Raw genomic sequence first — 21,515 nt, 5'->3', positions numbered from 1 at the left:
TGTGATGCTGTGTTAATTTCGTTATGAAATTAATTCTAAGGCGAAATAAGCCTCATGTCTGCATTTTTTATGGCGATAAAAAACGCGATAAAAAAACGTCACAAAAAACGAGACCCCAGTTGTCATCATCACTGGGTTTGTTGCTGCCAAAGTTGAGCATATAAACCGTCTTGCTGCACCAGGGCATCATGTGAACCTGACTCAACGATTGTGCCTTGATCTAACACGAATATTTTATCCGCATGGCGGAGGGTATTCAGCCGATGGGCGATGCTAATGATGGTTCGGTTGCGGCCTATTTCATCCATATTGCTCATGATGGCCGCTTCAGATTCATAATCCAGTGCGGAAGTGGCTTCATCAAGGATCAAAATCTTGGGATCATTCAACAACGCCCTTGCCAATGCGATACGCTGCCGTTGTCCGCCAGAAAGATGGCTGCCTTTTTCTCCGACAGGATGGGCAAATTTATGGGGAAACGCATTGATAAAGTCAGTCGCCCCCGCCAACTGCGCGGCCCGATAGACTTCTTCATCGCTGGCATTGGGTTTGCACAAACGAATGTTATCCGCAATGCTGCCGGAAAACAGAATGCTCTCCTGTAAAACGACACTCATATGACGGCGCAGGGATACCGGATCGGCAATGGCTAAATCCATGCCATCCACCAGAACTTGACCGTGTTGTGGCACATAGAGGCGCTGTAATAACCGGGTCAGCGTGCTTTTGCCGGAACCTGATGGCCCGGTGATGCCGATAAACTCTCCGGCCTTAATCGCCAGTGACAGATTCGCCAGCACTTCGGGCGTATCCGCATGATAGCGGAAGCGGATATGCCTGAATTCAATCTGACCCGCCAGTTCAGGCGCCGATGCCAGCCCTTGTTTATTGCTTTCCGTGGGTTCATCAAGAATATCGCCCACCCGCCGCAGGGCAATCAGGGTATGCTGGAAATCCTGCCAGACCTGTGCCAACCGTAGGATTGGCTGGGTCACATGGCCTGCCAGCATATTAAAGGCAATTAATTCACCGGGGGATAAATCGCCATTCAGGACGCCCCGGACTCCCCACCAGAGTAACAGGGCGGCCACGATTTTCTGGATAAGCTCAATCCCTTGTCCTGCGGCCAGCCCACTCTTTTGAGCAGTAAAACGTTGGATCAACTGCTGGCTCAATACCTTTTGCCATTGGTGCAAAAAACGTTTTTCGGTTGCCGTGGTTTTGATGGTTTCAATCCCCGTGACCGCTTCTGTCAGAAAGCTGGTGGCATTGGCATCGGCTTCATACTCTTTTTCTACCTTGCGCCGGATGATTGGCCCGACGGCGATCCATAGCAAGAAATAGAGGATCAGGGAAGTGATGACAATTCCGGTCAACAGGGAGGAGTAATGAAACATCACGCCCAAAAACAGAATGATGAAAATCAGGTCAAGCAACAGCATGAGGGTAGAGCCGGTCAGAAATTGGCGGATATGTGCCATTTCCCTGACTCTGGCGATAATTTGCCCGGTTTGCCGTTGCTTGAAATAGGGCAGGGGCAGTCCCACGAGATGGCGATACAGCCTGCCGGAGAGTTCCGCGTTGATCTGACTGGCCATATGCCCAAACACGGTATTGCGCAGGAAGCCATACAGGGGTTCTGCCACGGCCAGCGCCAGCATCGCCATGCCGAGAACATGCAGGCTGGAAATACTCCGCCCAACCAGCACCTTATCGATGACATTTTCAAATAATAGGGGAGAGGCCAGTGCAAAAAGTTGCAATACGATGGCAAACAGGAAAATATCCCGTAACTGGTTTTTTTGCCTGAAAATGGCAGGATAAAACCAGCTCAGGCCAAATTTAACCTGCTGTTTGGTCAGGGATTTATCCGCCACCAGCAATATCTTATAGCTCTGGATTTTATCGTGCTGGGTTTTATATTGCGGATGTTCGCCTTTGCCGAAGTTTGCTGGCTCTGCGTGTATGGGCTGAACGAATGCACGCACTTCGTGTTTTCCGCTGGTCGGATCAAACACCGTGAAGGTGTCAGGGCCGATTTCTGACAGTACCCACCAACGCTTGTCCAATTCAATCAATGCAGGTAAAGGCAATGTAGATAAAGGCAATGCCGCACCGGATATCAGGCGGTCAAATTTACTGTGCAACCCAATGGCATCGGCCGCTTCACGTAGCTGTGAATCTGTCAGCATCAGGGAATCGACCCCCAGAGCATGGTGCAGTTGCCCGACAGAAGCTACCTTGTGAAACTGTTTACCTAAATAGGCAATACAATCCAGCGCATAATTGTCGGCATGGCGGCTAAAGGAAAACGTGTCAGTCATGATTATTTTTCCCTCAATGCTTCTGATTGATATTCCCGGATCGGGCTGATCAGGTAATCAATTACGCGTCGCTGATCCATCTTGATTTCAGCCACAATCGACATGCCAGCCGTAATTTCGACCGGTTTCCCATCGACCATGATATTGTTCTGCCTGAGGCTGATTTGAGCGGGAAAAACCAGACCAAGCCGCTCATCGGTGGTGGAATCCCGCGAAACACTGAGTAATTCCCCTTCGATGGTGCCATAGCGGGTATAGGGGAAAGCATCGACTTTGACGGTGACGTGCTGACCCGGGCGGACAAATCCGGCATCTTTGTTCAAGATCTGAATTTCAGCGAGTTGGATATGATCATCCGGCACAATCACCATCAAATTTTGGGCGGGCTGTAAAACGGCACCCAGCGTATGGACACTCAATTGCTGGACTGTGCCGGCCACCGGAGAGCGCACAACCTCAAGGGCTTCCCGCTCCTGCATTTTGGAAATCTCCTGCTTCAAGACAGATAATTGCATTTCAGCTTGTTTTCTTTTCTCAAACCATTCCCGTTCTTTTTGGACTTTAACGCCTTTTAAGCGCTCTTCCAGACTTTTGTATTGGGTCACCAGAATGCCGAGGTCAGATTTTTGCTGAGAGATCAGCCTTTCGGCTTCCAGAAGTTCTCTCTCTTGTTCCAGATATTCCACCTTGCTGATGACCTGCTTTTGGCTCAATGTTTTTCGGGCCTGTAAACGCTGGCTGATATTTTCGCGTAGATGGGTCAATGAGCGGATATCGCTATTCCGTGCTTTTTGGGAAGAGAGATTGACTTCCATTTCGGCGTAGATATTGGTGATGACCGAATCGAATTCCTGTTTTTCGTGATAGTAATGCGTCAGGATTTTTTCCTGTTTTTCTTTGGATTGCTGCTGAAAAAGGAGCAGGGATTTGGGGTCATGTTTCAGCAACAAAGCCTGATAGCGGATCTCTTCTTCAACCGAATATTCGCGTTGTTTCAACAAACGGGCAATATCCTGATTGACACCGAGTGTATTGAGCGTAAGCAGGGGAGCCCCTTTCTCAACGTGTTGCCCATTGGCAATATGAATGGCCATCAGGCGGCTCTGTTCATAAGCCTGAATAATTTGTGACCGGCCAGAGGCAATCAGCCGCCCGGTGGCCGTCGCCTGCACATCCAGTTTCCCCAGACAAGCCCATAGCAAGGTGACCAGTACGCCAACGCTCAGGGTGATTGCCGTGTAACGGGCGAACGGGGAAGGGGGGCGTTGTGACAATGCCAAATGGGTCGGTAAAAAATCATAGTGGGGAGTGGGAGTCCGTAATCGCTTGATCCCTTTGCGCAAGATGGCCTTAAACATGGGAAGGCGCCTCCTGTTTGAGTTCCTGTTGTAGCTGCCAAAGTTTTCGATACTGTTTGCCCTGCTGCAAGAGCTGTTCATGGCTGCCTTGTTCGATAATCTGACCTTGGTGTAACACAATGATCCGGTCGCACTGGCGTACCGTTGAGAGCCGGTGTGCGATAGTGATGACCGTCCTGCCCTGGGCAATGTTTGCCATATTGGATTGAATGATGGCTTGTGATTCATCATCCAGCGCGCTGGTGGCTTCATCAAGGATCAGGATCTTGGGATCTGACAACAGGGTTCTGGCAATCGCCAGACGTTGCCGCTGACCGCCGGATAAGGATTGTCCCCCTTCTGCGATCACCGTGTCATACCCCATCGGCAGCTTGAGAATAAAATCATGGGCTCCTGCCAATTTTGCTGCCTCAATGACAATGGATAAGGGGGCATCAGGGCAGGATTGGGCCAAATTCTCATACACGGTTTTATTGAACAGGAAGTTTTCTTGCAGCACGATCCCCACCTGCTGCCGGATGGATTCGATATTGAGGTTTTGCACCGGAATGCCATCCAGCATGATTGCCCCCCTTTCAGGGGTGTAAAGCCGCAGCAGCAAACGCGCAAGGGTACTTTTCCCGGAGCCGGAGGTTCCGACGACACCCAGCGTTTCACCGGCCCGAATATGCAGCGTGAAATGGTTAATGGTGGCAGGCAGGTCGGGTTGATAGCGAAAGACGATATCGGAAAATGAGATGGCTCCCTGCAACGTAACGTGCTCGTTTCCTGATTGCTGTTCGGTTGGCAGGTTCAGCATATCCCCCAGTTTATCAATGGCGATGCGTGAACGGATAAACTGCCCCCAGAGTTGCACCAACTTAGCCAGGGGTTGTTGCGTATGGCTCACCATCATATTGAAGGCGATCAATTGACCAATCGTCATGTGCAGTGAAAGCACTTCGGAGGCGCCAAGCCAAATAATCATGGCACTGGTGACTTTCTGTAACAGCATCACCAGATGACCGGAACGATTATCCCACTGTTGCACCGCATAACTGGTACTGACCATGTTCTCGGTCTGGTTGTCCCAACGGCGAATAAAACGCGGTTCAGCGGCCAGACTTTTCAGGGTTTCAGCCCCCGCCACGGTTTCGGTTAAGAAAGAGGTATTGATGGCGGCATGAGTGAACTGTTTTTCCACCGCCTGTTCAATTTTGGGCGTCACCCACCAGGCAAGCAGGGCATAGCAGGGAATGGTCAGCAGAAAAATCAGGGTCAGCATACCGGACAGCAGGCTCATGACGTAAATAAAGACAAACATGAACAAGACATCAATGCTCAGGGTGAACATGGAGCCGGTTAAAAATTCCCTGACAGTTTCCAGCTCCCGCACCCGTGTCACAATCGCACCCACTTGACGGGATTTGAAAAACAGCAATGGCAGGCCGAACAGGTGGCTAACCAATTTCAACCCGAGTTTGATGTCGATCCGGTTGGCGGTGTGGGCATATTGATATTCGCGCAGCCCCCGCAGGATCACTTCAACCAATCCGGCGGTCACCAGCCCGAAAATCAGGACATCCAGAGTGGAAAACGCCTGATGGACGAGCACCTTGTCCATGACAACCTGCACGACCAGAGGAGAAAGAAGCGCCAGAATTTGCAGAACGAAAGAGAATAGCAGGATCTCCGTGAGGTTTTTCTTTTGTCTGACAAATTCAGGAATAAACCAGCGAATATTAAATTGGCTGCTTTTTTGTTTTATTTTTAACCACCTGCCGCTCCATAGACTGATAAATTCTGCTTTATCCAGGATCTCAGCGGTTTCCTGATAAGGTCTTTGAATCAACACCCGTTGTTCATCATATTTTGCCAAAACGAAAGGCTGACCGTCGCTTCCGAATAAAATAGCAGGTAAAGAAATAGCGTCTAACTTCTTATTTATAGAATATTTATTTTTGATTTTAATACTATATTCTTTTTGTATTTTGTTTATGGCAGAAATGTAATCATCATTATCGCTTAAGTTTTTATTTGATGTGTCAGTCTGATTTCGATTAGATATCATTATTATTAATTTAATTAATGATATTGTTGTTTTTTCTATTTCATTCATTAAAGTCGATCTATTTTTAATAAAAACTAAACCCTGAACTGAAGAGGTAACCTGAGAAATAATGTGGTATTTATTGATAAAAGAATTTTAATAAATCCAATTAAAGATATTATCGGTTATCAAGGGGGATATGAGTGTTGGTAATTGGGACAAAATGTAGCGGTTAAACAGACATTTTTCTGTTTATATATTGATTTTAACCCTCGAATGGAGATATTTTTGTCTAAAGTAGCCTGTAAATTGGCGGGTTTGTGGTAATGAATTTTGCTGTTCATTGGCATTCGGACCCCGTTTGAGAGCGTTATGCACTCATTCTTACCCTATGTTGTATAAATTATTTTTGATTAACTGCCACGGTTAAAATCGTTCCGGCAATGCTTTAACCGCTGTTTTAGCCGTAGCCCGGCAGTTATCATCATGGTTTTAGTCATCCGGTTAAATCATAAATGAAATCATAATAAATATGGGGTTCATTTATGATTTAATCATTTTAATTTAATGCAATCTTAACATTAAATTAATATTTATTTAATGGATAATGCTATGTCTGAAAAATTTGTTCAAACCATCTCAAGTGTTAATTATAACAAAGGCGTATTCTCCCTTTATTTTGTGGGGCAAGAGCCTAATCGAATGGCAAATGGCATGTTGGCAGAAAATGATCAGGAATTACAATTAAAACAAGTTATTCATATGCCTGCTTCTGGTTTTATGTATATGGTTTCCATGGTTAAAAGTATGTTTGAAGACCCAAGAATGGAAGATGAAATCAATAAACTGATTGCTGCTGGTTTTTTGCCTATGCCAGAGACAAATGAAACAGCAACTCCCGTTGAAGCAAAAGTTGCTGTTACAGAACGCAATTTTACAGAAAGCAATGTTACAGAAACCTCTGAGCCTAAAAAGCGTGTAACACGTAATTCACAAGCATCAAAATAATATCAGCAAAACGCCAGTCTAGTGGTTGCTCACTTATGATGATCACACATCAACCGGCAATACTGAGTATGACTGAAATACAGACAATGATTGGTGGGGTGATGTTGCTTTGTCAGCATTCCCCCTTACACCGACGTTATTTAGTTGCTGAATGGCAACAACGTATCTTGCCTGCATTTCAGCTTAATCAGTTTTGCTATTACGAAGATGAACATAAACGCCCAGTTGCTTTTTGTAATTGGGCTTTTTTGTCTGACAACAGTCGAGATGCGATCCTTGCCGGGGAGCGGGAAATTTCGCGGGAAGATTGGCGTTCCGGCCAGCATATCTTTTTTCCAGAGATGATCGCGCCTTTCGGGCATGCGCGTGACATTGCCTGCGATCTGCGTCGGCGTGTCTTTGCCGCATGGAAAGGGCAAAAAGCCTGCACAGTCAGGGGCACTCTGGATATTCAAAATGACCACTGTATCCGTCGGGTACAGTGGTTTACTGTTTAATTTCTGCCCAATATCAGGATTGTTTTATGGGAAAGTCAGTATGGAGAAGTGTTGAATTCGCTTTTACAGGGAATTACTACGCTGATGATGATGATAATGACATCGTCGCCATTGGATTTGGCGGTAATATCTACGCTTATGGTGGTGATGATCATATTAAGTTAGGGGCGTTCGGTGCGACGGTTTATACGGGTACCGGGCATGATGTCGTTGAAGCCGGAGCGGCTTATCTTAAAGTCAGTGACACCACCGGAAACCTGACAGTCAAAGGGGGAGCGGGCTACGCCGACATTAATAAAACGGCCAACGGGAGCATCAACTTTACCGGTGTGGCTGGTGGTGTATTGATAACGCACACCGGCAATTATGGTGATATCACATACGCAGGCGGTGCTGCTTATAATAAATTGATCCGTAAGGGGGTGAAAGGAACGGTCAGTTTCAATGGCGCTGGCGGATACAATGCTCTCTGGCATGAAACCAATCAGGGCAATCTGTCTTTTAATGGTGCCGGTGCTGGCAATGTGATCGATCGTACTTGGTTTGACAAGTATCAGGGTTCTCAGGGCAATGTGGCCTTTAAAGGGGTAGGTGCGGCGAACGTCATTAGCTCCAGAGTCGAGACGGGTAATATTGATTTTACGGGAGGTGGGGCATATAACCATATCTCCCGCAAGGGTAAGGTTGGCAATATTACGCTGAAGGGTGCGGGGGCTTATAACCGTATTGAGCGTATACGTCAGGCGGATGACGTACACTCTGAAACTCAGGGAGATATCCGGTTTGAGGGGGGCGGTGGATACAATAGCCTCTATTCCGATGTTGCACACGGTAATATCTATTTTACAGGTGCCGGCGCTTATAACGAAATTACCCGTAAAGGAACGGCCAATGATTTCAATAGCGAAGGGATGGAATACGCGAAAGCGGAAGAGGTTGTACTCACAACGGCAACCATGAGTGGTTCATGGATTGGCAACTCCCATCAGGTGACAGGGTTTAAATCGGCACGGGAGCCAAATACTTACCTGTTTGCGTTTGAAGATGGTACTTACACTAAAATCAACAAGGTTCAACTCCGTAATGATCCCAAAACGGGCAAGCTGAGATACGTTTCAAGCGCCTGGTATAAAGAAGGAAAGCATTTTAAAGGGCTGGAAAAACAAGATATCTCGACTCAGGGTGGCTTTAATTCAGTTGGTGAAGACGGCGCATACACGTTGTCAAACCTGACCGTTGAACAGCGCAAGCCAGTAACGATTCACGCAGTTGAGAAAAAACTGACAGAAAACGCATGGGTGAATTATGGCAATGGTGTCCAGATTGATGCGGCAGATATTACCTTGTCTGACGCCAAAATGGGTGGTTATGCCATTTACCGCGATGGAACCACTGTTGATGTCAAAGCCGTAAAATCCAACCGGATGCCACACACGTATATTTATGGTAAGCAACTTGGCAAACATACCAAGGTTGTGGTGGTTGAGCTGAGGAACGACCCCAAAACGGGAATGCTGCAATATATTGCCCGTCCCTTATATAAAGAAGGCAACCATACAGCAAATCTGGCGAACGAGAATATCTCCCCTGCCAATGGCTACCAATATATGGGAACCGGCAGCTACTCACTGAGTAATCTTCATTACAGTGTGAATACTGTGCGCACCAATGCCAGTCGTGTGCCTGATATGCATGAATATAGCGATCTTGAGCTGTTCAAATCGGCAACGGGCAATGGTGACAGTTCGGGTGATATTCATTATATCGGTGCAGGTGGTGGCAATATCATCAAATCCAACGTCACCCGTGGTCATGTCGTCTTTAACGGGGCCGGCATTGCCAATGTGATTCAACATGGCTCTGAGTTCGGTAATACCGAATTTGACGGTGCCGGCGCGGCAAACGTCATCATCAAAAAAGGGCAAGAAGGCAACCTGAAATTCAACGGGGGCGGCATTGCCAACGTCTTGCTGCACCAAAGCCAACGCGGTGATATGAATGTCAATGCGGGCGGTGCGGCAAACGTGTTGGTGCGCGTGGGCGATGGCCGTTACCTTGCCCATTTGTTGGCGGTTGGCAACATCTCCATTCATAAAGGCAATGGCAACAGCCGGGTCTCAATGGGCGGCGGTTTCAATACCCATACCCAAATGGGGAATGGTGACGCTTTCTGGTCGGGTATCGGTGGTGCCAATGTCCTGACCCAAATGGGGGATGGCAACCTTTCATCCATACTGGCGGGTGGGGCAAATATTCTGACCAAGCTGGGTGAGGGGGATCTGGAATCTGCCATGCTTGGCGGTGCCAACGTCATTACCCATATCAGTAATCATGAGACGTCTGCTTCCGGCTCTGCCAATACATCGGCAATCGCACTGGGGGGCGCCAATATCCTGACGAAAAAGGGTAAAGGCAATGTACAGGCTGTCATGGGCGGTGGTGCCAATGTTCTGACCCATGTGGGTGATGGCAAAACCACCGGCGTGATGTTGGGCGCTGCGAATATCCTGACCAAAGTCGGCAATGGCGATACGACCGGCATCATGTTGGGGCTGGGTAATGTCTTGACCCATGTCGGCGACGGACAAACGCTGGGTGTGATGGGAGCGGTCGGCAACATCTTCACCAAAGTGGGCGATGGCACAACCATTGCGGCCATGGTGGGGGCGGGCAATATTTTCACCCATGTCGGTGATGGAAATGCCTGGGCGCTGATGGGCGGTGGCGGCAATATTTTCACCAAAGTCGGCAATGGTGATGCACTGGCCTTGATGCTGGCCTTCGGCAACGTATACACACACATTGGTGATGGCACGAGTGTTGCCCTGATGATCGCCAAAGGCAATATTGCGACCAAAGTGGGTCATGGCGATGCTTTGTCCGCCATGATTGGTAAAGGCAATGTCTTTACCCAAATGGGTAAGGGTTCAACCTTTGCCGCCATGATCGGCGGGGCAAACGTACTGACCAAAGTGGGTGATGGCCTGACAGCGGCATTGATGATAGGTAAAGCCAATATTTATACCCATGTCGGCAAGGGAACCAGCATCGGTTTGTTTGCCGGCACGGCCAATGTCATGACCAAAGTGGGAGAGGGAACCACCCTGTCTGCCATGTTTGGCGAAGCGAACATCATGACCCATGTCGGCAATGGCCTGACGGGGGTACTGGCATTGGGCAAAGCCAATATCGTGACAAAAGTTGGCAATGATTTTATGGGCGTTGTGGCGGCCTTGGAAGCCAATGTGGTGACCCATGTGGGTGATGGCACGACGGCGGCGCTGTTGTCTGGCAAGGGCAATATCCTGACCAAAGTGGGGCAAGGAACCACCGTGGGTCTGCTGATTTCCAAGGTCGGCAATATCATGACGCATGTCGGTGACGGCACGACGGTCGGGTTTGCGGGCGGTGACGCCAATATCATCACCAAAGTCGGCAATGGATTAGGCATCAATGCCGCCTGGGGCAAAGCCAACGTCATGACCCATGTCGGTCATGGTGAGCGCTATAACCTTGCCAAAGGTGATGCGAATATCATCACCAAAGTGGGTGATGGTCAGGAAGTGACCGTGGTTCAGGGGCAGGCCAACATCGTGACCCATGTGGGCAAGGGCGATGATTACACCGGCGCTTGGGGCAAGGCCAACGTTATCACCAAAGTGGGTGATGGCCGCAATGCTGTACTGGCTAAAGGTGACGCCAATATTGTGACCCAAATCGGTAATGGGGACAGCTTCAATGCGTTGTGGAGTCAGGGCAACGTGGTCACCAAAGTGGGTGATGGCCTGCAAGTCACCGCCGCCAAAGGCAAGGGCAACATCACGACTACCGTGGGTGATGGGTTAAGCGTGACCGCCGTTCATGGCGACCTGAATATCAATACCAAAGTCGGTGATGGCGTTTCCGTCAATGTGGCGTGGGGCAAACTCAACGTCAATACCCGCGTGGGGGATGGCCTGAATGTTTCGGTCATGAAAGGCAAGGGAAATGCCAACATCCGCGTGGGCGATGGCTTGAATATCCATGCGTCTTATGCCCGCAACAACGTGGCCATTCAGGTGGGTAACGGTGATTTTTATAGCCTTGCGGTGGCGGAAAGCAATACCCAGAGCAATAAACTGGACGCCCTGTTTGAGAATGTGAAACAGACCGTGCTGGGTAGCGCAGGCAGTCAGGGCATCAGTTATCTGGTGAACGGCGATGAAGCCAATACATCGGGAACCCATAAAGGGCGTGGTGCCATTGATTTGCCGGAAGTGTCTTCCCTGAATGGCTTCAAACTGACAGAAATTGATGGAATCACCTCTGATTTGCAGAAAAACCTGCAAGGTTCCGTGACGGGTGTGGATACCCCGGATATTGACGGCATTCAGCATTCACTGGGCAACAGCAAGCACCTGAAGCCAAATCAGCCACGCAACTTGATCGTTAATGGTGATTTTGAACAAGGCGACAAGGGATGGACATATACCAATGGCATTGAAGCCAGCTATTCAGCCAAGGCATACGGTCTCAATGCGGAAGGGCATGGAGATCGCGTCAGTGAACTTGATGTCGACGGTAACACGCATCTCTGCCAGCTTATCAAGAAATTGAAAAAGGGCGAAAAAATTACCGTCCAATTCGATTTTGCAAGGCGTGTCGGCAGCTCTGCTGATAACGGGCTGAAAGTGTGGTGGAATGGGGAGGTTGTTTATGAAACCACCAATGATAAAAGCGAGTGGCAAAACAAGACACTGACCTTAACCGCCAGAGCGGGCAACAACCTACTGGGATTTGCCGGCACCGGCCTGAGTGATGGCTTGGGTTACATTCTGGATAACGTTTCTGCCACTTCATCATCTTATCTGTCAGACAGTACTATCACTGAACATATGCAGCAGGACAGGGCAGCCCAGAATGCCTTGCAGGATAAGGAAAAAGCGGAAGCGGATCGCCAGCGTCTGGCACAGGAAAAAGATAAACAACTGGCGGCGATTTCCGGCACTCAGGCACAACTGGAAGCCACCGATCTGGATGCCCTGCATGCCAGCGGACAGGTACAGCGCGATGCCATCAAAGAGGAATCCCAGGCAGTCACGAATGAACTGATGGCGCAAGCCAAGGGGCTGGAAGCGCTGGACGGCTATGCCACCTATGAGGGGGAATCCGGCCAACAATGGCGCGATCAGTTTGGTGGTGAACTGTTGGAACGCGTGCAGACCGATCTGGACAAAGCCAAAGAGACGGCGCAGAGCTCGTTGGATCATGCACAAACAGCGGCAGCGGCGCGTCTGGGGGATCTCAGGGATGCGGTTGCCAAATCAGAAGCCGGCAGGCTCAATGCGGAACAACATCATCAGAATGCCGGGCGGGATGTCGAAGAAGCACGTATTCAGGCTGAAAACAGGAAAAAAGAAGCCATCAGCTATCAACAACGGGCTGAACAGGCGGAACGTGAGGGTCAGTCTGCGGTGCAGAAAGCCGAACAGCGTGGTCAGCATGAAGTCTCTGCGGCAAACCATAAGGCCGCCCAAGTGCAAAACGATGCCAAGGGGTCGAAACTTGATGACAACCATAAGCCGGCTCGCACAGGAGCAACCAGCAGTGGTCTGTCAGGTCAGGCTTATGTATCCGGCTACTCTGACAATATTGAACACGCCGAAAAATCCAAGAGTCACATTAATCCTGAATCGGTTGTTCAGGCGGATGGCAGTTTCCGCAAAGGCTGGCGACATCTGGATGAAGACCTGAATGAACTTGGCAATGCCAAAGACGCCTTGAATCGCTTGCAGGTCAATGCAGGTATCCGGGCTAAAAAAGCCTCGGTTGGCGCTACTCTGACATCCGGAGATAGCAGAGAACCGGTTAATCAACCTGCCAGCCCGTCGGTTGATGTCGCGGCTGAATGGGTCAGGAACACGCCGGGAATATCGGGGTTGGATCTCAGTGGCTTGCAGGCATTGGGTGAAGAAGCTGTTCAACATGAACCGGAAAATATAGCTGAAAAAGTCTTTGCCACGGCGCTCAGGGCGGAGAAAGTGGCTGATATTTACCGCTGGTTGGATAGTGATAATGATCTTGCTACGGAAAAATATATTCCGGTGCCGGGATTTGCCCGCGTGGATGCAGATATTCCAGATGACCTCAGAGGGAGGATAGTGACCTTTATTGCCGGTTACCTGAATGGCAATGAGAACCGCATACCGAAAGATCAGATCGATTCGCTGGCTAAACTGTTCGTTGATGCCACCCTCGACTATGACTGGGGCAAGCGTGCCGAATTTGTTGCAAGACTGGAGAGCTATGGTTACAGCTTCGCGCCGGTACATGGCGATAAGAGCATCGTCTCATTCTGGTCTGGCAGAAACTTTAAACAATACCGTGAAGTGCTGGATGCCGTACAGCCTGATGGCAAGAAAGTCGTTTACGATACTGATATTGAAGGCAATGCTTTTGCCATTGGGATGAACAAAATCCTGATGAACTGGGGCAATATATTCCTCGATTCTGACATTGCGGAACAAAAAGTCGTGCAATCGGCCATTAATGCGTCTACCCGCAGCAATACCGGATTCTGGAGTTCCCTCTATGCCACCGGATCGCGTAATGATGTGTATGTCATTGCGGAAGGCGGATTGCGCCTGGGTAACTACTTCTGGAATGTGGAATTGCCCGTATTGCGTCAATTGCAGCGTGAAGGGCTGGTGGGTGAGATCCGCCTGCTGGATAAGGCAGCCAAAGACTATCAGGGGGAGCCACCGGGATCCATTGGCCGCAGGCTGACAGATGCGGGTGTTGCTGTCATGGCACGTTTTGATTCACTCAGCTTTGCCGAGCAGGAAAGGCTGCTGGCATTAGATCCTGATAAATACAGGCCGGATACCATGGTTAAACAGGAAATCAAAACCAGTGCCATTGATAGTCTGCTGAACCAAGCGCTGCCATTCTATGGTCTGCGCACAGAGCGCAACTTGCTGGTGCGTGAGTCCGATACGGAAGGCTTTGAAGTGCGTCGGTGGCCGGGCCATGACAGTGATGATTTCAAACTCATCATGGTGGAAGACCCGGAAGATCCTGCGCAAATTAAATCAGTTGAGCGTTTTATCCTTGCCAACTACGAAAGTTACGATCAACTGCCTGAGTCATTGTCTCTGTCAGCAGGGAAAATCATTTCCTTCGATCACGGGCGTACCCGCATTATTGCCGAAAAAGGAGAAGATGGCTGGAAATATAAACCCAAAACTGACCTGATGTCGGTCAGTGAGTTGCAGGAAGCCGCTTATGTTAAGGGCAAAATCCTGGGTGACAGTTATCGTCATGTACTGGAAGCGCTCAAAGGCTATGAAAACAGCCTGCAAAACAGCGAAGATTATGACCTTGAGGCAGTAGAAAAACTGACTCACTTGCGTCAACAGGTTGAAGGCTACTTGTTGGGACATCCGGATTCAGCCCGTACACCTGCGTTGAAAAACTTGCTGTCACAGATCCATGTGCGCCTGGAGGAATCATTGATACTGGCGGAGCCGACATTGGAAAGTGCCGGTAAAGGCAGTTTCAGCGATCTCTACAGCAAGTTGAATAATGCCAACCTCAAAGATTCCAAGCATCTTTATATTGATGAACAGGGGAATTTTGTGACCCGTGGTCAATCCAATATCCAGATTGCCATGAAAACGGAAAGTGCAGAAAAAGCCGTTGAACAGGTCAAGTCTGCTATCACCAAGGAATATGGTCAGTCGGTGGCTGACACCGTCTTTTCAAACTTGTCTGCCCCTGAATTATCGAAAGACGGCAAGGGGATCGATATCTCCGGCTTGAGAAAAGTACATCAGGCCATTGAGCAACAATTGTCCCCTGTGAGTGCAACCCTGTTTGTCTGGAAACCGAGTGATCACAGCCGATTGGGACATGCTGCCCTGCAAATCGGGCAAGGACGTGTGCAGATCAATGCAGAAAAGGCGGGTGAATTTAACCAGAAAAACTACGTCAGTTGGTGGCCGAAAGGCAGTAAATCCGCCAATTTCAGTCACCTTCTCAATGTTTCTTCTGAGCAATACCCTGACTTGAGGATACGTTGGTATGACCTGAGTCAACCCGCGTCCCAGAATAACACGCTGAAACACGATGTTGAGTCTGAAGAACAAGATGACTTTGGTATGCACGATGGGAAACTCAAGCTGGAGAAATTTATTGAAAAACTCCGGCTAGCCGAAGGTCTTGATGAAAAATTCAAGGATATCAGTGAAAGTTTTGCCATCGCTGCCCTGGATCATCCTCATCTATTACAAGCGGCGGGTGTACCCGAGGCGATTTCCCGACCGTTCATTAAACAGGTGGAAGCGGGTGGCGTTGACATATTTGAAGTGGGCAAAGAGTTCGCTGAGGTTCTGCGCAGGGCTGCCGGCCAATCGCCTGAATTAACAGAAAAACGCATCACCCATGTTATCCGCCTGTTTGCTGAACACGAGTTGAGCAATATTCAGGACTTCAAGGCCAGCGAGGGCGATCAGGGACGCGTATTCCGCATCAATCTGGCGGGATTAGACGCGGCGGCCATGCAGGCGGAATGGCAGAAAATCAGCCAAAACCCTGAGGCCCGTTATCAACTTCTGACCGACAACTGTTCAAGCATCGTTGCCAAAGTACTTAAGGCGGGTGGTGCTGATAAAGTGATTGGTCATGCGTGGCGGCCAAAATTGGGTGTCTGGACACCCACCGAGCTGTTCAACTTTGCGCAGGCATTGCAGGAAGCACAAGTTGAAACAAACCTGCATCAGCCGAAGCGGGTTGTCGGCGAGGATCGGGAAGCACCGGGTCACTCCGATAAAAAAGATCAGGTGGTGGAAAAAGTGGCCATTGACAACGACGGTACACCGCCGCGTGATCGGGAGCCATTCAACCCAGTGGCCCGCATCCTTAACGAGGAGCTTTACGGTGCCAGAGAAGCCCGCCGTGACGTGGATTATGGCACGCAGATCATATTGGATGAAGCCGTCACCAAAGGGGCAGCGGATAAGATCACGCTACAGGGTGAAGTCGGGCGCCTGACGGGTTATTACCATAATGGTGACCCGAAAGAGCAGAGTGAATCCAGTCCGGCGAAAAAAGTCGTCCTCTTTATTCATGGCTCCGGTTCATCTGCGGAAGAGCAAGCCAGCACTATCCAAAGCCACTATCAACGCCAGGGTATTGATATGCTGGCGGTGAACATGCGTGGCTATGGTGCCAGCGATGGTCATCCCAGCGAAAAAGGGCTGTATCAGGATGCCCGTACCATGTTCAGCTATTTGATTAATGACCGTGGTATCAAGCCGGAAAATATCATCATTCATGGTTATTCAATGGGCGGGGCGGTTGCCGCCGATCTTACCCGTTATGCCGAGCGCAATGGACAGGCCGTTTCCGGTTTGCTGCTTGACAGACCTATGCCAAGCATGACCAAAGCCATTACCGCCCATGAAGTGCCCAATCCGGCGGGGATCACAGGCGCATTGGCGAAAACGGTCAACGGGCGCTTCTCCGTGGAGAAAAATCTGCAAGGTATCTCGAAGCAGACGCCAATCATGCTGTTGACCGATAACGAAGGGTTGGGTAAAGAAGGGGAAAAACTGCGCGCCAAACTGGCGATGGCCGGTTATCAGGTATCGGGTGAACAGACCTTCTATGGTCATGAAGCCAGCGGTCGGTTAATGGACCGATACGCCGATCAGATCGTGACAACCCTTTCTGAACCCCGACGTGAAAACGCTGGGGTCAAAGCCGGTGTGCTGGAAAAAATGCTTTATACCCTCTTTGATGTGAAATCGGGAGGAAAAGAGCTGGATGAATACTCATTCCATTTCACGCAGGGAGAATCACTATTAGGTAACCTTGACAAACTGGTGCCGGAAATTGGCGATGTACTCCTGACTAATGGGAACCACGTTGAGTCAAAAGAGTTTCTGGAAGGCGTCTGTTTCGCCCTGTCTGCCCGTTACCTGATAGAAGAGCGGGTCAATGGACTGGGGGGAGGCAAAGAATATTTGTCGTGGTTGACGGATGCGGTCAAAGCCTACAATGACAACAGCTCGCATAAAAAGAGCGATATCAATTCGGTTGAAACCGCCTTGCTGAATCAGTATCGCCGTCAGCACATCGGCCCGGCCATTCAAGACCTGCTATCGATGCAGTATAGCCAAACTCAAAATCAGTCCAATTTGGTCGATCGCGATAAAGCCAATCAGGCTTATGGTGGCAAGCTGAAAGCCAATGGACTGACGGGGGATAGGATCGACCGATCATTGAGTAATGATATTGCTGGCTATGAGTCCGTGATGGCACAGTTGCGCGATGTGGACAAAACGACCTATATGTCCTTTATGTCTGAAGATCATGCCATGGCAGTGGTCGTGCATAAAGAAGAAAAGCCTAACGGGGAAAAAGAAACCATTTGGTCATTCTACGATCCTAACTTTGGCATTAAGTCATTTGATCACTATAAAGACTTTGAACGCTTTATGGACGCTTTCCATAAGGGCATGATAACGGGTTATCAATCCAAACTGGGTTATCAATATGAAGCAAGCCAAGAGGCAAACCAAAGTTTCTATGTTAACTACAATACGTTTGAAGCAGACACCATTAGCCATTATGACGGGATCTGGCAATCGGCGCGTGCCGGTGAACAACAGTACGTATTGCGTGCGCTGAAAGAGCAGGGCAAGACCTTTAAACTGGGTTCAAACGTGACAGGGCGTGTGGTTGATTTTGCTGACGAGGCCGTGACGCTGGAAGTGACAACTAAAAAAGGCCAGAAAATTCAGGTCGAAGTTGAAAGTCACCATTTCAGACAGGCGGCACACCTTGTGCAGTCGAATCTCGATAACGTCATTGCTCATGCGGAAAATGGCAAATTCACCCTCAAGGCTTCGGCAGATGAAGTGAAAAAACCTTTGGGTGATAATTCACTGAGTGACAATTCACTGAATGGAGAGTCACTGGAAAATCATCTCCGCGTGAATAACCAAAATGTTGACTCCTGGGCGAAAGCTGAGGTCAAACCACAGGCGGAAAATAGCGACAGCCGCTTTAGCGGTCAGATCATTATCCAGACGGAAAATGACCCGGTTGCTGCGCAAGCCGCGGCAAGTCTGGCAAGTAAGCACCCGGATTCCAGCGTGATTGTTCAGCTTGATGCCAATGGTCAATATCGCGTGGTTTATGGTGAGGTCGAACAACTCACCGAACAACGGCTCTCCGGCAAATTACGCTGGCAGATTGTCGGGCATGGGCGTGAAGAGTCCGCGCTGAACCACACGCGCATGAGTGGCTACCGTGCGGATGAACTGGCCTTGAAACTGAAACAGTTCAGTACCGATTTCAAACCTATCGGCACGCCTGACCATATCAGTCTCGTCGGTTGCTCGCTGATCAGCGATGACAAACGGGAAGGTTTTGCCCGCCGCTTTATTTCGGCACTGGACAATCAGGGCATCCGTACCACCGTCTCAGCGCGCAGCAGTGAAGTGGCGGTAGACCGCATTGGCCGTAAATACACGAAAGATACGCAGGAACAGTGGGTTAATAAGTTCGCGGATAATAAGATCGTGTTGGGCTGGAATGACCAGGGTGAAGTGGAAAGCCACTCTGAACGGCTCCGCCGTGGCATCTCTGAAAATGACATCAGCCTGTCCCGTGTGGGTCAGACCGAGGTAAATGCAAAAGCCCAAGGCGCGATTGCCGATAATGCAGAAACCTTCCATGCGCCAGAAAAACGGCATCAAGAAGATAAGCATAACGCGGCGGCATCATCAAATAATCAACTGAGCTATTCCGGCAATATTCAGGTACAGGCGGGTCATGGTGAATTCACCGTGGCGAACTGGGGAACCACCAACGTCGGCATCAAAGTCGGTACGGGCGGCTTTAAGTCTCTGGCCTTTGGTGATAACAACGTGATGGTTCACATCGGTAATGGTGACAGCAAGCACAGCGTTGATATTGCCGGCTATCAGGCATTGGAAGGCGCCCAACTGTTTGTGGGCAACCGCAACGTCAGTTTCAATCAGGGACGCAGTAACGACCTGATCGTCATGCTGGAAAAATCCATTCCAACCCCGCCGCTGGTTAACCCGTTTGACGGTGCCGCACGTATTTCCGGCGTATTGCAAAATATTGCCGGATCGTCTAACGCACCGGATTGGCTGGCTAAACAGGACCAACAGTGGACACTGGAAAGTGCGAAGAAATATGTCAGTGATCTGTCCGGTCTCGATTTGACCAGCAGTGTGGATTATAAAACCCTGACTGATCTTAACGCTCAAAACGAACGTAGCAGCCGTGGTCTGAAAAGTGATCTCGAAAGCACACTGAACAAGAAATACAACCAGTGGTTGGGTGGCAATGGCAACACCCCTGAAAGGGGTAAAATCAGTCGGGCGGACAAATTCCGTCAGGCGAATGAAAAACTGGCCTTCAACTTTGCCGTGGGTGGACAGGGCGCGGATATTCAGGTCACGACGGGTAACTGGAACTTTATGTTCGGTGACAATATCCAGTCGATTCTGGATACTAATCTGGGTTCACTGTTTGGCTTGATGACGCAGGAATATACCTCCACCGGTATGGCGAAAACCACGTTTACCTTTAGCCCGACGGACCTGCCACGCCAGCTTAAAAACAAACTGTTGGGAAATCTGGCCGGTGTCAGTGCGGATACGACGTTGGCGGATATCTTTGGCGTGGATTATACCCCGAATGGCGACATGGTTTCCCGTTCAAATGAGCCTGTTGATGGTGTTGCCATTCTGCGCGAAATGTTGGACATCATCGGTGAATTCAGTGGGGATCAACTGCAAGCCTTCACTGATCCGGAAAAATGGCTCGACGGTTTGAAAGCCGGGCTGAACATCGGGGCTGATGGCGTGAAATCTTTTGCTGAAAGCCACGGTTTGCAAGCGAAAGAACCGGATGAGAATCAAGCAGGGCATATCTCCATCCTTGAAGAGGATTCAACACCAGAAACGGAAACTTCACAGGCGGCACAGGCAGATCGTGCCTTTGGGCTGAGTTCACTGAACCTGCCAAACCTGTTTGCAACGCTGTTCCATCAGGATAAGCAGGCTGAGATGAAATCTCTGGTCGCGAATCTGAAACAGAACCTGACGGCTGATTTGCTGAACATACAGGATAAAACCTTCGACTTCCTGCGCAACAGTGGTCACCTGCAAGGGGATGGTGACATCCATGCCTCTCTGGGTAACTACAACTTTAACTGGGGAGGGGATGGTAAAGATCTCGGTGCCTATCTGGGAGACAACAACAACTTCTGGGGCGGCCGTGGTGATGACGTCTTCTATTCCGTCGGAACCTCGAATATTTTCACCGGTGGTAAAGGTCATGACACGGGCGTCATGATGGGGCGTGAAAACATGATGTTTGGTGGTGCGGGCAATGACGTTGCGGTATTGGCCGGACGCATTAACTATGCCTACATGGGCGAGGGGGACGATCAGGTCTTTGCCTTTGGTGAAGGCGGCGTGATTGATGGCGGCCAAGGACGTGACTATATCGTGGCTTCCGGCAACTTTAATCGCATTGATGCCGGAAAAGATCAAGATTACGTGGTGACTATAGGTAACAACAATCGGGTCGATTTGGGCGAAGGTAACGACTTTGCGACGGTGTTCGGCAACGATAACCGGATTGATGGCAACACGGGCAACAATTCCATCAAACTGATGGGTTACCACGCCGTGATCAATGGCGGTGCAGGCAGCGATCACCTGATTGCTGATGTGGTATCCAAGTTCAGCCGGATTGACGGCGGTGCCGGAGATGACCTGCTGGTATTGGGCGGATATCAAAACCGCTTCAAGGGTGGCACGGGCGTTAACAGCTTTGTGGTCAGTGGTGATGTGATTGATAACGTGGTTGAAGATATCAAGCAGAGTGACAAGATTATTTTCAACGATATCAACTGGCAAAACCTGTGGTTCCAACGCAGCGGTTACGATTTGGTTCTGTTGACGCATCGTCATGTGAAAGAAAATTCGGCACAGGGGCAGTTTGAAGCAATGGGGTCTGTGACCTTCGATAATTACTTCAATGGCAACCGTGCCGATATCATCACCCAAATGGGGGATAAAGACGCACAGGGTGAGCGCGAATATACCGCCCTCTCTCCCCATGCGGTGGATTCTCTGGTACAGGCGATGAGCGGATTTGCACCTAATATGGGTGACAGCGGGTTTATTGACTCGCTTGATAATAAAACGAAGTCAACCATCATGACCGCTTGGTCGGATACGACCAACGTGAAATCTAAACTGGCCTGATG

General features: G+C 49.6%; 6 protein-coding genes. 3 read left to right on the top strand and 3 right to left on the bottom strand.

The genetic code is table 11. The annotated features are described in order from the left end of the window. Positions 1 to 128: 128 nt before the first annotated feature. The 3 genes from Xbed_RS15175 to Xbed_RS15165 are packed head-to-tail and all read right to left on the bottom strand — an operon-like array spanning position 129 to position 5,780. Positions 129 to 2,324, bottom strand: a complete 2,196-nt coding sequence (locus Xbed_RS15175; protein ID WP_086113743.1) for a type I secretion system permease/ATPase — start codon at positions 2,322 to 2,324, stop codon at positions 129 to 131. Positions 2,325 to 2,326: 2 nt separating this feature from the next. Continuing rightward, positions 2,327 to 3,682, bottom strand: a complete 1,356-nt coding sequence (locus Xbed_RS15170) for an HlyD family type I secretion periplasmic adaptor subunit (protein ID WP_086113742.1) — start codon at positions 3,680 to 3,682, stop codon at positions 2,327 to 2,329. Then, a complete protein-coding gene (locus tag Xbed_RS15165) occupies positions 3,675 to 5,780 on the bottom strand; it encodes a peptidase domain-containing ABC transporter (RefSeq protein WP_086113741.1) in 2,106 nt (701 codons plus the stop codon). Before Xbed_RS15165 ends, Xbed_RS15170 begins: the two co-directional genes overlap by 8 nt. Before the next feature lie 543 nt (positions 5,781 to 6,323). On the opposite strand from Xbed_RS15165, the gene rtxH reads away from it, so the two are divergent. The 3 genes from rtxH to rtxA are packed head-to-tail and all read left to right on the top strand — an operon-like array spanning position 6,324 to position 21,513. Next, positions 6,324 to 6,719 (top strand): protein RtxH, encoded by a 396-nt coding sequence (gene rtxH / locus Xbed_RS15160; protein WP_086113740.1) that lies wholly within the window; start codon positions 6,324 to 6,326, stop codon positions 6,717 to 6,719. A gap of 35 nt (positions 6,720 to 6,754) precedes the next feature. Beyond that, complete coding sequence (rtxC, locus tag Xbed_RS15155) at positions 6,755 to 7,216, top strand: RTX toxin-activating lysine-acyltransferase RtxC (RefSeq protein WP_086113739.1); 462 nt, start codon at positions 6,755 to 6,757, stop codon at positions 7,214 to 7,216. 26 nt (positions 7,217 to 7,242) lie between these two features. Next, positions 7,243 to 21,513 (top strand): MARTX multifunctional-autoprocessing repeats-in-toxin holotoxin RtxA, encoded by a 14,271-nt coding sequence (rtxA, locus tag Xbed_RS15150; RefSeq protein ID WP_086113738.1) that lies wholly within the window; start codon positions 7,243 to 7,245, stop codon positions 21,511 to 21,513. The last annotated feature ends 2 nt before the right edge of the window (positions 21,514 to 21,515 follow it).

Source organism: Xenorhabdus beddingii (assembly GCF_002127545.1).
Lineage (GTDB): Bacteria > Pseudomonadota > Gammaproteobacteria > Enterobacterales > Enterobacteriaceae > Xenorhabdus > Xenorhabdus beddingii.
The sequence above is the reverse complement of the archived record's forward strand: the minus strand, read 5'-3'. Positions and strand labels throughout refer to the sequence as shown.